This window comes from Nostoc favosum CHAB5714 (assembly GCF_020829495.1).
GTDB lineage: Bacteria > Cyanobacteriota > Cyanobacteriia > Cyanobacteriales > Nostocaceae > Nostoc > Nostoc favosum.
This window is the reverse complement of the sequence record NZ_JAIVFQ010000031.1, coordinates 21,803-36,149: the sequence shown is the minus strand read 5'-3', so window position 1 is coordinate 36,149 and position 14,347 is coordinate 21,803. Positions and strand designations below refer to the sequence as shown.

The following is a 14,347-nucleotide window of genomic DNA, read 5'->3' as shown; positions in this document are numbered from 1 at the left end:
TGCCTGCTGCGAGCTACGCTAACGCACTCTCTGGAAACAACCGACTCAAATCCAATAATGCATCTTTAAATCCAGGAATGACCACTGACTGATTCGATAAAGAAATCTCCTTGCTGAGATAGCTAAACTTTCTTTGAGCATTTTGATATGGCTGGCTGTGGCGCTCAAGTTGACTATCTGGCAAATTCACAATCCAGTAATGAGAAATTCCGGCTTCTGCATACAAAGACAACTTGGTTGTTTGATCGTAATCTATGGTTTTATCCGAAATTTCAATTACTAATAAAATATCTTCGGGATAGGGATGATGAGCAAGATAATCTTCATCTCTTCCTCGTGCAATGACAACATCCGGCTCAGGCTCACTCTGATTAGGAAGGGTGATAGGATCTTGTCCACGGATGACTGCTTGATCACCTAGAAGCCGATCCAATTGACGGCACAGGATAGAACTACAAACTGTATGAGGCGTTCCCTTTGCTGTCATTTGAATCAGTTCCCCTCGAATTAATTCAATATGATTAGCCTCTGTCAAAAATCCGAGTTCAATCAATTGATGGTATTCAGCGATCGTAAATCGCTTAGGTGTCACAACATTCATGAAATATCTTTCCAATAGTACTTGTACACTAGCAGAGATTAAACTGACTGCGTTGTTTACCGCCGCAGGCATCACAATGCCTCAAATTGCTGCCAACAAAGGTACAATGCACGCGGTACGTGAAAACATCCTTTCCATTTGCCACCTTTAAGGTTCAACAATACTTCTCCACGCCGATTGAGATAGCCAAACCATTCACCGTATTCTGAATCAGCAAAGTGTGACCAAGTGTAATCGTGCATCTTTTGATACCATTCCCAACACTCCTCACGCCCTGTCAAGCGATAACCCATCGCTAATGCAACCAATGATTCTAGGTGAACCCACCACAATTTTTGATCCCATTCCAATTGTTGTGGGGGATGACCGTCTGCATCCATAAAGTAATACAATCCGCCGTACTCGTTATCCCAAGCAAAATTTAAGATATTTAGCACCACATCAACGGCTTGGTTAATAGTTTTGGTGTCGTTTTGGCGATGGGCGATATCCATGATGAACCACATGGCTTCGATACCGTGACCTGGATTAATCAGCCGTCCCTCAAAAGAATCTATGTGGGAACCGTCAGGGGCAACATTTTCGTACATTAACCCCCGTTCTTGGTCGAGAAAATCGGTCATCACTTCGCCCTGAGTCTCAGCTAGGACATTCTCTAGTGTTTCTTTTGGCAGCAACCATTCCATTTCTAGAGTCAGGTTTGCTAAAATCATCGGTACAGCCAATGATTTCATCGGGCGTGTGCCGGGATAGGTTTTATTATATTTGCCCTTGGGGTTATCCTTGCGGCGTAATACGTTATTATAAGCCTGCATCGCCACATCCTTTGCCCATTCTTCGCCGCCAGCGAGTGCATATTTACTAAATGCCATTGCTGCAAAGCAGTCAGAAAAGATATTGTAAGGCTCAACCAGTGGTTTCCCTTCACTGGTGAGGGCAAAGTACCAGTTACCATCACTATCTCTGCCATGTTGGGCAAGAAAATTAGCGCCATTGCTAGCAATTTTTAACCAGTTTTCGCGTTTTTCTAGCTGGTTGTAAAGCATCGAAAAAGTCCACACCTGGCGGTTTTGCAGCCAAATGAATTTGTCGGTATCATAAATTTTACCTTTGCGATCAAGGCAGGTGAAATAGCCGCCTTGCTGCCAATCGAGAGAATATTTTTCCCAAAAGGGGAGTACGTCGTTGAGGAGGGCGTTTTTGTAAAGTTCAGCGAGCGCTTGAAAATTATACTCCATAAATTTCCTCCCCTTTTGTACTCAAACCAACAGCTTAACAGTTATCATATTTTGGCTCGAACATGGAGCGACGCCGAATAGCCCGTCGTAGACATCGCGTCAGCCTTTTACAAGATTTAGTCAGCAGCAGGTATACTTCTATCTTGTATCTTGCACCATTCTCAATAACCGTAGGGTAGTTTTTTAAAGATGAGGTTGTTATGAGTCAGATTAAACGAGTTGCGATCGTTGGAGGAAACCACGGTAATGAGTTAACAGGAATACATCTAGTCAAAAAGTTTCAGCAGTATCCAAATTTAATCAACAGAGCAAGTTTTGAAACTCTGGCATTACTTGGTAATCTCAAAGCTATTGAAGAAGGCAAACGATACATTGACAAAGATTTAAATCGTTGCTTCACTAATCAAGGCTTACAAAATCCTCAACTCTCAAGTTATGAAGATACACGGGCAAAAGCAATCCAACACATATTGCAACCGCAAAATCAGCCCTTTGTAGATGTAATTGTTGATTTGCACAGCACAACTGCCAACATGGGGTTAAGTCTGATTTTTTGTGACATGCATCCTTTTTTACTCCGGTTAGGCGCTTATTTGAGTTCTACAAATCCGATGGTAAAGATTTTTGTTAATCAACAATCTAGAGATGGTGGATTTCTCCGTTCTCTGTGCGAATTGGGTTTCGTTATAGAAGTTGGTGCTGTGGCTCAGAATATTTTAAACGCCGAATTATTTCAGCAAACAGAGCAGCTTATCTATGGAATTTTAGACTATTTTGAAAATTGCAACCAAGGTAATATTCCGCAGATAAACAGTACGCTTACATTCTATCAATACATTGAGACGATCGATTATCCAAGAAGCGATGCCTACGGCGGGCTGCGCCAACGCGGGGAGATTAAAGCCATGATTCACCCCCACCTTCAGTTTAGAGATTATGAACCTTTGAATCCAGGCGATCCAATGTTTCTGACTTTTGAAGGAAAAGACATTTTCTATGAAGGAGAGTCTACTGTTTATCCTATTTTTATTAATGAAGCAGCTTACTACGAGAAAGGAATTGCAATGCATCTAAGTCAAAAACAACAAGAGATAGTTTAGGTGTTGCATAAGGTAATTGATGAATATTCTCCAATTGAGCCAAATACACCCGATGCACGGCGCTTACTGCTTTTAGGTAGCTAGGGGTATCGCCTGAAATACTGACTAATAGCTTGTTTTGTAATTCCCCTGTATTTAGATGAAATGGCTGCATGGCAAGACTTCTAAAAAACATTTTGCTTGACTGATAAAGATTACTGGTTTGGGAACAATAAATCAGTAATTACCAAAATTAAGCAGTATGTTCAATACTCTTGTCAGTATTCCCGGATATCAAGTAAACGAAGAACTCTACAATGGTTCGAGAACGCTAGTTTATCGAGGGTATCGAGAGACTGACTTATTAAGAGTAGTGATTAAAGTGCTGAAAAATCCTTATCCCAGTTTCAGCGAACTCTTGTCGTTTCGGAATCAGTACACCATTGCCAAAAATCTCAACTCACCTCTGATTGTCCAAACTTATAGCCTCCAAGCTTATCAGAATGGTTATGCGCTGGTGATGGAAGACTTTGGGGGAATTTCTCTGAAGGAGTGGGGAGTGGGGGCAATACCGTTCGGTTAAGGAATTTTTTGGTTGAGGCAGGCTGTTCTTGAGCAGGGGGAGAAGAGAAGCTGTTCTTGAGAGAAGAATTGCTGAACAATAACCTTCTTTCCTCAAGAGCCTCAAGAGCCTCAAGAGCCTCCCCTGCTTATCCGAACGGTATTGGGAGTGGGGGGAAGCATAGAATCTCTGATGGAGTTTTTACGAATTGCGATCGCACTATGCAATACCTTAGATGTACTTTATCGTTCGCGCATTATTCATAAAGATATTAAACCCGCCAATATTCTAATTAATCCCGAAACCAAATAAGTTAAATTAATTGACTATGGAAATTCCGGTATGATTTTTGGCTCGTAAACTACAGAAGCGATGCCTACGGCAACCCGAAGCAGGAACCCCAAAATCAAATTTCCAATTTTAATGAGATAATTTCTTATTAAGAGTAAAAGTTTTGATCTCAAGCGATCGCTATGACAATCACCCTTTCCCAGCAAGGCTTTGATGAACTATTTGAGGAGACGGTGGAACGTTCCCAACACCCAGATCCAGATGATGTGATGGATGTGGTGTACAAATATCCGCGACGACTGGGACAAGGTTACTGGCGGAGAATTGAGTTGCGCCAAAGGTTGGAGTTGATAATTGGCAATTTGCAAATGCGCGATCGCATGATTATTTTACAGCCAGAACAAGAACATGATTGGTTAGAGTATCACTTTCATTTTTCTGGAGAACATCATGATAAATACAGAACTGTTGCTGGAGGCGAGTACAGTTTCGTGGGAAGTGGACTAGATCCCAAGCAAACGAGTTATTGTTCAGATAAAAACTCCTTTCTGGAAGTGAATATCCTGATGCAGGCGGAATCACTATATTCTTTTGCTGCTAATCAACAAGGACAATTACCCCAAGCCTTGCAACCGTGGATTCGGCAATCTCATCAAACATATTACTGCCGTTGTGGAACTGCAACACCTGCTATGCACACTGTTGCACGGCAAATTTTAAAGTGTCCTTATCAGGGAATTGCCAAGCGGCTGTATTTGGAAGGCAAAGCTTTAGAGTTGATGGGAATGTTGGTTGCACAGGAGATAGAAATCAATGACGGTAATAACCAACTTCACACTTTGAAGCCTGATGTAGTGGAAAGAGTTTACCATGCCAGAGATATTCTACTGAAACGATTGAGTAATCCGCCTTCGTTTATGGAATTATCAAGGGCAGTGGGTTTAAACGATTATCTTCTCAAACAGGGATTTCGTCAGGTATTTGGCACAACAGCTTTTAATTATTTACATCATTATCGCTTGGAACAAGCACGTCAACTCCTAGATTATGGAGATTTGAAAGTGTCAGAAATTGCTAACATCGTGGGATTTGTCAGTCACAGTTATTTCACCGCAGCCTATAGGAAAAAATTTGGTCTTTGTCCAAAGCAATATCAAATGCAACAGAAAAAATCCGTCTAGCGATAGAAAAAAATCCCTCTAGCGATAAAAAAGCCTTCACATCACACTAGAAATTCAAGTAATGTTTTTGAGAATTCCTATCAAGTTTGGTGTGAGCAGTGTTGAATTTGTGGCAGACATCGCTTTTTTTAACGAGTGTATTTTGTGTTCTAGATATGCAAGTGGTGTGGGCGAAATCTCCCGTACCGGCAAAAGAGGACACAGAAACTACTTTAGCTTCTGTGCAAATAGAAGATGAGAGACCTTCCATCCGTCGGGTGAGAGATTTAGAAAAAGTTTCAACTCGTGTAGCAGATTTGTTTGCTCAACAACCAACCACTACCCGAGTCATCCAAATCACTGGAGTGAAGGCAACTCCCACCAACAAAGGTGTGGAGGTAATTTTAGAGACAACTGTTGGAGCACAACTACAAGTTATCAACCGCAGCACAAGTAATAATTTTATTGCTGATATTCCCAACGCTCAGTTGCGTTTGCCCAATGGTGATGGTTTCACCTTCCGTTCAGAGAAACCGCTTTCGGAAATTGCTGAAATAACGGTTACGAATGTTGATGCAAATACTGTGCGGGTGACGGTGGTAGGTGAGAAGGCTTTGCCCACAGTTGAGTTATTTGATGATAATGCAGGGCTGGTTTTTGGGATAAATTCTGCTGCAACTGCGATGCAGCCACCACCAGAAAAGCCAACAACTGAGACACCACAAGAGGAGCCAGCAGCACAGCAGGATGAGCCGATTGAGTTGGTGGTGACCGGAGAGCAAGATGGGTATCGCGTACCCAACTCCTCAACTGGGACAAGAACCGATACACCTTTGCGCGATATTCCTCAATCGATTCAGGTTGTACCACAACAAGTGTTGCGCGACCAGCAGGTTAACCGCTTAGATGATGCGCTCAGAAATGTTGCAGGTGTCACAGCAGAATTTACGGCTGGTCCAACCGTTTACTATAAAATTCGCGGATTCGCTGTAGCGGATAATAGCTTGCTCAGAGATGGATTACCCGATCCTGGCGTTGGAGATTCGGTTGAGCTTGCCAATGTAGAGCGAATCGAAGTCCTCAAAGGTCCCGCATCCGTGCTATTTGGCTTGGGCAGTCCGGGGGGAAGCATCAACATCGTCACTAAACGTCCCTTGAGCGAACCTTTCTACGCCGTTGATGCCACCATTGGCAGCTACAGTTTCTACCGAGGCGCGGTTGATTTCTCTGGGCCATTAAATGACTCAAAAACTGCACTGTATCGTTTTAATGCCGTCTATAGAAATTCAGGTAGTTTTATCGATTTCTACAATAGTGAAAGTTTGAGCCTATCCCCTGTCGTTAGTTTGGCGATCGGCAAGAAAACTAACCTAACTTTGAGCGCAGACTACATTGGAACTAGAGACTCTGGCAAATCATTTGGTCTGCCGACTGTGGGCACGATATTTGCGAACCCTAACGGTAAACTCCCCCGTAATCGTAACTTGACTGAACCGACCGATAACGTAGATGGAACAACGGTCAGGGCTGGGTATCAACTAGAACATAAATTTAACGACAATTGGTCTTTAACCAATGCGTTTCGGTATGGTTATCGTAGTTTGTATTCCATAGAAACGAGACTTGATGGTTTGGATGCAGATAACCGAACGATAAATCGTTCTTTATCAATCTATGACAATAGGTTTACTAGCTATAATCTAACAACAAATGTTGTAGGCAAATTTTCTACAGGTTCAATTGGGCATCAGCTTCTATTTGGGGTTGATTTGAATCGGTCGATAAGTGCAGTACCAAGAACTGCGGGGGATGGTGATGCTGCTTCCATTGATATATTCAATCCTGTTTACGGTCAACCCAATGGTGGTAGTGGTTTATTTCCCTTTGAAGCCAGTAATGAAGCAACAACAGACTCCTTTGGCATTTATCTTCAAGATCAAGTCGCCCTTACAGAAAGCCTGAAGGTACTTCTAGGCGCACGATTTGATGGGTTTAAGCAAGTTTCTGAAGATTTTATTGCGAATACAGAAAGTAGCCAATCAGATAGCGCCTTAAGTCCTCGAATTGGCATTGTTTATCAACCCATCCCCGCTATTTCACTCTATGCCAGCTACATCAGTTCATTTACGCCAGCAAGAGGCACATTTCTTTTTGGCAGTAATTTGGATACACTTTTTGAACCAGAACGGGGTAGGCAGTTTGAGGTTGGAGTAAAGGCAGATTTAAACAGCCGACTTTCGGCAACGCTTGCTTTGTATGATTTGACCCGTACCAATGTTTTGGTAACAGATCCCAACGATGACGACTTTCAAATCCAAACAGGTGAGCAGAACAGCCGAGGGATTGAACTGAGTTTGTCGGGCGAAATTTTACCAGGATGGAATATTATTGCAGGCTATGCTTATACGGATGCCCGTATTACAAAGGATACTACTTTTGAAGTTGGAAGTCGTTTGCAAAATGCCGCAGACCATGCTTTCAACGTATGGACAACCTACGAAATTCAAAAAGGTGATTTACAAGGTTTAGGATTTGGTTTAGGTTTGTTTTTTGTGGGCGATCGCGCTGGAGATTTACCAAATACTTACGATATTCCAAGTTATCTTCGGACTGATGCATCTATTTTCTACAACAGAGATAGATTTAGAATCGGACTCAACTTCAAAAACTTATTTGACGTAGAGTATTTTGAGTTGGGGTATTTTGGTGGTCGTGTTGACTATGGACAACCTTTTACAGTTCAAGGAACTGTTTCCTTTCAGTTTTAGTAATCGAGATGATCATGCAACATTTTTTCTGCTGGCTCATATTGAGTTTCTTAGGGTTTATTCTAGTTACAGCTTGCAATCCTCACACATCTCAAAATATATCCTTTTCACCTCAACAAACAGCCGCAGAATGTCGCATGGTTAAACACACAATGGGGGAAACCTGTATCCCCATTAACCCCCAGCGTGTTGTTACCTTATCTTCATGTACTCTAGGCAATGTTCTAGCACTTGGGGTTAAACCCATCGGCACAACTAACGAAGTTTATGTAGAGGGAAACTCTCTGACATCGATTAATGGTGAAACGGAGGGAATAAAACTACTTGGACTTTCACAACCAAATTTAGAAGCAACATTACTACTCAAACCAGATTTAATTATTGGTGTAGATTGGTTCAAGCCAATTTATCCTTTACTATCTAAAATTGCCCCAACAGTATTAGGTGAAATTGATTACATAAAGTGGCAAAGACATCTGAGTTTTGTAGCTGAATCACTGGGAAAGCAAGAGGTTGAAAAAGCACTTTGGAAACGCTACTATCAGCGAATAGAACAACTAAAACTAGCATTAGGAACTCGCTATCAAGGCAAAAAAATATCCTTTATAACTCTTGGGCGTGAGCAGATATACATTGATTCCAAAAACTCATTTCCTGGCTCCATTATCAGTGCTGCGCTTTTGCAGCGTCCAGCCGCACAAAATATCGATTCAACCTATGGAGCTTTTCCTATTTCTCTAGAGGAACTAGAAAAAGCAGATGGCGATATTTTATTTGTGACAACTTTTTCGAGAAGTGGCAATGAATTTCTGGCAAAAAAACAACAAGAGGCACTTTGGAAAACCCTTAAAGCTGTTCAAGACAATCATGTTTATTATGTTGATTTTATGGCATGGGCTGCAACAAATATGCTTGGGACTGATGCAGTAATTGATGACCTTTTCAAATACCTCGTCACCGCTCACTAACTCAAATGCCCAAACACACCTTATTCGTCTGTAAATCCTGCTACTATTTCTCTGATGAAGAAAGTAAGTCGTGCAATAATAATATATATACTTGCTATTCTAACAACTTTTTTGTTTTCTGCTTGCAATCAAAAGTTAGCTAAAAATATAAGTAATTTAGATGAATTATCTCACACTACTGACTGTCGGATAATTCCACATCTAATGGGAGAAACTTGTGTTCCTCAAAATCCTCAACGGATTATCACCTTACATCCAGCTACCTTGGGCAACTTACTTAGTCTTGGTGTTAAACCCATTGGAAGTACAACTGGATATCAGGAAAGTGAGTTTCCTAAACATCTTGAAAGCAAGATAGATGGGATCGAATCGGTGGGAGATGTCACTCAACCCAATCTAGAGAAAATATTGCAACTCAAACCTGATTTGATTATAAATTTGAGTGACGATAAAAGTATTTATCCTCTACTATCAAAAATTGCCCCAACTGTACAAACTGGCTGGGAAGGCCCCCGTCAATGGAAGGAACATTTTAGCTTTGTCGCTAAAGTTTTAGGTAGAGAAGATGCTTATCAGCAGGCATGGAATCGTTATTATCAGCGAATTCAAGAACTTAAAATTGCGCTGGGCGTTGGCGCAGCCTCTCCGAAGGAGAATCGCTATCAAAATAAAAAATTTTCTTATGTCTATCTTCAAACTAGTAATAGCTCTATATTTATTAGTGAACTGAAAAATATATTTGCTGGCTCAATACTGAATGATGTTGGATTGCAACGCACAAAATCACAAGATGTTTTTACTCCTAAGGGATACCTTTTTATTCCTGAAGAAGAACTATCGCAGATAGACGGTGATGTTATATTTATAGGAATTTATGGAGATGACGATGAAAAATCCTTGAAAGAACTCAAACAAAAGCCACTATGGAAAACGCTTAAAGCCGTTCAACAAAATCATGTTTATTTAGTAAAATTATCAATCTGGAGGGAGTCAAATTTGCTTGCGGCTGATGCAGTAATTGATGACCTTTATAAATACCTAGTCAACACACCCTGAACCTATGCCAAAACACACCCTATTTGTCTGCAAATCCTGCCACCATTCATCTGAAGAACGACTAGAAAATCAGCCTTTCGATGGCAATATTTTACTTGACAAACTAAATACTTTATGCGGCACAAAATTCCAACCTGGCGAATTTGAAATTAAACCCGTTGGATGTTTGTGGGCTTGCAGTCAAGGCTGCGTTGTATCTGTATCAAGCCACGAGAAACCCACCTATCTGTTTGTCAATCTTCCCCCAGAAGAAAGCCCAGCAGCGTTACTAGAATTTATGCAACTGTATATCAAGAGCCGTAAAGGGGTTTTAGTTTGGGAACAGCTTCCCGAACTTTTGCAGTCTGCGATTTTCGCGCAAATTCCGTCTGTAAAATCATAGCTTTGATAAAGTATGTTTAATTTGACTCCAAATTATCAAAGCGTCAGCGATACTTTCTCTACGAACGCGAACAGCGTGTCGCAGACAGACGCTACGCGTAGCAAGATCCCCGTAGGGGTATGGTAAGCTTTCCTGCGGAACGCTGCGCGATCGCTAACGCATTTTTATCTTGCTACTAACCAAGCTTGTAAATCAGCCAAACTGGTAAAATCTAACACTGCTTCGCTCAAATCTTCCAGAACAGGTAGGGGGAAACCAGAAATTGAGGAGCGCATTTCTTTAGAGAGTTCTCCAAACCGCTTAGTCAACAGTCGAATAATGAGGTTAGCAGCCTCTTCTCGTCGTCCTTCTTCTCGCCCTTCTTCTCGTCCTTCTTCTCGTCCTTCTTCCTTAATTTCGCGGTAAACCCTCGTTTCTTTGAGCGTGATTCCTAGCATAGACTCTACCTCCATTCGGCTTAATTGTTCAAACCTGTACACCATTATCGTCGTCACTAATTCCATTATGACGCTACTTGATGGTTGAGATTGTTCTTGGCGCGATCGCTCAAGTAAATATTTAGCTTCTTGTGGTGCTTGTTCTTCTTCCACAGTAGTTAACACCATTAGCGCTAACCATAAAGGTAATTGGCGAATATCCCCCAATTCATCCAAATACACTCGATGTACTTGTCCACCGTTCAGCAATGAACGATGGGGATGAATATCCCTTTGTTCAAGACTGCGAGATGGGTAAATTATTACTGCTTGCCAGTCGCTAAATCTGATCCGGTTGCGGTAGAAATATAGTGAAGATTCTGCAAATACTCTTTCGTAAAGCTGTTCATCCGTCTTGGAAAGTTGCTCTACTTGGGGAGACCCCAGACGCTCGATGACTCGCTACCGCTTCGCTATCGCCCTTGGCGTCTCCCCTTGGGAGAAGACCGCACTTTCCGCTTTTGAAACTGTACTTCACAGAAATATACAACACCTGCACCTTCATTTTCTGGTGGGAGAAACACCCCGTCTATCTCAAATTTAGGTTCTTTGACAGCTACTGAATCAAATCGATAAGCATCTGCATTTGTGGGCGGATTTGTCAATAATTCAAATAGCAAAGTGGGAGATTGTTGAAAGAGTTTATAAAAAATGGAGTCTCGACGCATGAAGCATTATGCTTAATTTATTTATTCAACCTGCGATACATTTAATCACATATCTCCCTACATATAGCAATCCTAAATCATTCGTGAAAAGTTAGCTCCTCGACTTATTTGATAAGTCGTGGATCTGGACACCGCGAATTTTTACAAATCAGATAGGATTGCTATAGCTATTCCCTAAACCTGATGATAAGTCTTTAAGCGCAGACGATATTAAACGCTTACCCCGCCAGCCGATACATAATCACTTTTCCTTTCCAATTTTCTTCTACAAATACCAAATACTCACCATTGGAACGCCGAAAAGCACGGATACCGTAGGGTATATCAATCCAGCCACTTTCGCTGCCAACTTCTGGGCCTGGTTTTAACTGTTGTACTTGCGCTCCCGTCTTGGCATTATAGACATATACCTCTGCGGTTTTAACTGTCACGGCGAATACATAGTCTCCCGCCACACTCATAGCTGCTGTAGACACTTCGCGTTTACCGGTAGTGTCGTAGGGGATTACAATCCGCCAACGGGGAGTACGATTTCCTTTACTCCAATTGTCAAAACGGGCAATCTCAGATCCAGCAACTCCAGTATCGTCACCGAATGCAGGGTGATCTACTGTAAAGCCTGACAAATACATGGTGTCTGTTTGGGGGAAATATTCGATCCGCCGCAAGTCGTTAAATATTTTGGGAGTAGTTTGCTTTTCCATCGAACTATAGCTGTAGATGGGGTTGCCCTTAGCATCTATTCCCTGTAAAGGATAGTGTCGAATGCCATCTTCTGTTCGCAAAGCTTTCCAAACATCTCCTTTGCTGTCTACCCACCATCCGCCGATATAGGGATAATCTTTGCTGGTATCATATTCGTTATTTTCAAATTTGCCATTACCGTTGCGATCGCGCCAGATCCATTCCCCTAGTTTTGGTTGATTCGGTGGCCATTTTCCCCCTATTGATTTTTTATCACCATTGGTACCGACAAACATTCCGGCTGGTATGGCAACTTTCCCATCTGTGGCTGGATTAAAACGATATATTTGCAGAAAGCTGTTATACATATCTGTGAGAAACAAAAACGGCTTTCCTTGGATGCGGCGAACAAAGGTTCCATCTGGCGATGTATGCAGACGTGGATCTTGAGGATATTTGAAAGCATTTAAAGTGTAGGCTTTGTAAGTCCATTGCTTACCAGCAGCCTTACTGTAGTCCATCAGATAGTGTTCTTGTTTGGTGAATAAATCTACACCATCAGTTTTAGGATCAGCATCTGCATTATCGACGAATATCAATCCCAGCGATCGCCACATTAGTTTTCCCGATGGCGAAAATTTCCGCAAATCTGTTCCTGATTTGTTGAAACCATTACTATTTATATAGATATTGCCTGAAGCATCTGTACCAACTCCAGTAAGTCCATAAAGTTTCAAATCTCGAACTTCACCAGCAACTCCTGCATAGATACCGCCTTTAGAGCCAAAACTACCCACCTGCACCGGCTTATCTTTGATGTCATAAATCAACATTTGCTGACGTGGCCCATTTTCTGCCACCAACAGCTTACCTTGATGATCAATTGCGATCGCAGTTGGTTCAACGATATCTGCAATCTTTTGGGGTAATTGCTTTCCACTCGGCGAATAATGGAGAATCTTGGCAGGCTTACTATCATTTTTGCTTTGAATAATCCACAGATTTTTTTGTGGATCAATAGTTATTGCTCCCGGATTAGCAAGGGTAAAGCTGCGTAATTCCTTCATCGTATCAGTATCATAAACACGAATCCGGTTAGCAGCAAAATCACTCACATACAACTCGTTACCCACAGTTGCTAATCCAGTGACTTCACTTTTAGTACTGGTAATTAACATACTTTTATCCCAGCCACGCCCTTCAGGAAAAGGCGCAGGTTTTCCCGACAAGTCATAACGTCTAACGCAATGCCAAGTTGTTCCTTCTGCTGGGTAATCTTCATTGGTTTTGCCCTTCGATCCCTGAGTCATGGCAATGTAAATATATTTACTATTTACTGTTACAGCTTTGCCACCTCCACGACTCCAGCCGTGAGTATCCCCAATAGCACCAATAACCTTACCATCCTTATAGATGGCTGCTTCCATTCCTGCCTCATCCCAATGGCTGTTGGTATAAACTGTGCCATCAGGGGCAACATACATTGCCTCAATATTGTTTTGTACCCGCAGATTTCCACTGCCAATCGTATTACCTATCCACGATGTTTTATAGGTAGGTGTGGATGTTCCCGTATTGTTTTGTACTTGCAGATTTTCACTGGCAATAGTATTACTTATCGATATTTTTTTGTGTGTAAGCGTGGGTGTTTCAGTATTATTTTGTAGCGACAGGTTTTCACTGCCGATAGTATTATTTATCGACGATGTTTTGTAGATAAGAGTGCGTGTTCCAGTTGTCGCCCAGTCTGTTGTAATTCCAAGAGTAGTAACAATGATCCCAACAATCAGACTGAGTAAAAATTTGAAAGTTTTACTTTTTTGTATATATCTAATATTAAATATTTTTTTGATGTGCTGGTTGAGTTTGTGACGGAGTTTTATTAACTGCGCTAGTAATTTATTTTTCATATACTTTTTAAGCTTTTAATTATTTATATACAATCATTTTTTCGGTAATCCGCAAAAAATCTAACTATTTTGAAGTGGCTAAGATACAGGCTATGCATGGACATGAGATTTGATAGCAAGTTTTACATAAGCTTTATAAAGCTCACCCAATTTTTTGAATTTTCAGCTAATACATTTAAGGTATTAATATTTACTGATTGGTTATTAGCAGTGGTAAATATTAATACAAAATAATTTTAGATTTATTACTTTATATCAGCTTTTGTCTCTCCCTATATAGCATTCAGCTGTCTTGATTGGCAGGTATCATATATATCTAGTTCGGTGTTGTTTAGTTACTAAAAACACAGTTTTAATTCCTTGTTGACGTTGACATATAAATAGTTTATAAATTGGTGTTCTATACAAAAACTCTTATTGATAATGTATATTTGGAAATTTTAGTGATTCAGGTTTGGATACAGATGTAGGAGTACATAGATGTGCATTGGTGTCAACTTAAGC

At 41.2% G+C, this 14,347-nt stretch carries 9 protein-coding genes and 3 pseudogenes; 7 read left to right on the top strand and 5 right to left on the bottom strand.

Going from position 1 to position 14,347, the window contains the following annotated elements; genetic code table 11:
- Positions 1–13 precede the first annotated feature (13 nt).
- Positions 14–601 (bottom strand): Uma2 family endonuclease, encoded by a 588-nt coding sequence (locus tag LC586_RS20030; RefSeq protein ID WP_229486498.1) that lies wholly within the window; start codon positions 599–601, stop codon positions 14–16.
- A 71-nt stretch (positions 602–672) separates the two neighbouring features.
- The gene (locus LC586_RS20025) at positions 673–1,839 is read right to left on the bottom strand and encodes a n-acyl-d-glucosamine 2-epimerase (protein ID WP_229486471.1); all 1,167 of its coding nucleotides are present in this window, start codon (positions 1,837–1,839) and stop codon (positions 673–675) included.
- 200 nt (positions 1,840–2,039) lie between these two features.
- On the opposite strand from LC586_RS20025, the gene LC586_RS20020 reads away from it, so the two are divergent.
- The 7 genes and pseudogenes from LC586_RS20020 to LC586_RS19990 all read left to right on the top strand — a co-directional run bounded on the left by LC586_RS20020 (position 2,040) and on the right by LC586_RS19990 (position 10,105).
- Entirely contained in the window at positions 2,040–2,939 is a 900-nt protein-coding gene (locus LC586_RS20020; RefSeq protein ID WP_229486470.1) for an aspartoacylase, read from the top strand.
- Between the two features lie 241 nt (positions 2,940–3,180).
- Positions 3,181–3,789: pseudogene (locus LC586_RS42700) on the top strand (protein kinase); the annotation flags it as partial.
- Between the two features lie 164 nt (positions 3,790–3,953).
- Positions 3,954–4,952, top strand: coding sequence for a helix-turn-helix domain-containing protein (locus LC586_RS20010; RefSeq protein WP_229486469.1), 999 nt, complete (start codon positions 3,954–3,956; stop codon positions 4,950–4,952).
- A gap of 155 nt (positions 4,953–5,107) precedes the next feature.
- Positions 5,108–7,699, top strand: a complete 2,592-nt coding sequence (locus tag LC586_RS20005; RefSeq protein ID WP_233715634.1) for a TonB-dependent siderophore receptor — start codon at positions 5,108–5,110, stop codon at positions 7,697–7,699.
- A 14-nt stretch (positions 7,700–7,713) separates the two neighbouring features.
- Positions 7,714–8,667 (top strand): ABC transporter substrate-binding protein, encoded by a 954-nt coding sequence (locus tag LC586_RS20000; protein ID WP_229486467.1) that lies wholly within the window; start codon positions 7,714–7,716, stop codon positions 8,665–8,667.
- A gap of 54 nt (positions 8,668–8,721) precedes the next feature.
- Positions 8,722–9,723 (top strand): iron-siderophore ABC transporter substrate-binding protein, encoded by a 1,002-nt coding sequence (locus LC586_RS19995; RefSeq protein ID WP_229486466.1) that lies wholly within the window; start codon positions 8,722–8,724, stop codon positions 9,721–9,723.
- Between the two features lie 4 nt (positions 9,724–9,727).
- Complete coding sequence (locus tag LC586_RS19990) at positions 9,728–10,105, top strand: DUF1636 family protein (protein ID WP_229486465.1); 378 nt, start codon at positions 9,728–9,730, stop codon at positions 10,103–10,105.
- A 164-nt stretch (positions 10,106–10,269) separates the two neighbouring features.
- Here the strand turns inward: LC586_RS19990 and LC586_RS19985 are convergent.
- The 3 genes and pseudogenes from LC586_RS19985 to LC586_RS19980 form a co-directional block, all read right to left on the bottom strand.
- Positions 10,270–10,932: pseudogene (locus LC586_RS19985) on the bottom strand (DUF2887 domain-containing protein); the annotation flags it as partial.
- A gap of 107 nt (positions 10,933–11,039) precedes the next feature.
- Positions 11,040–11,249: pseudogene (locus LC586_RS40730) on the bottom strand (DUF2887 domain-containing protein); the annotation flags it as partial.
- Between the two features lie 218 nt (positions 11,250–11,467).
- Positions 11,468–13,843, bottom strand: coding sequence for an NHL repeat-containing protein (locus LC586_RS19980; protein WP_229486464.1), 2,376 nt, complete (start codon positions 13,841–13,843; stop codon positions 11,468–11,470).
- Positions 13,844–14,347: the final 504 nt, after the last annotated feature.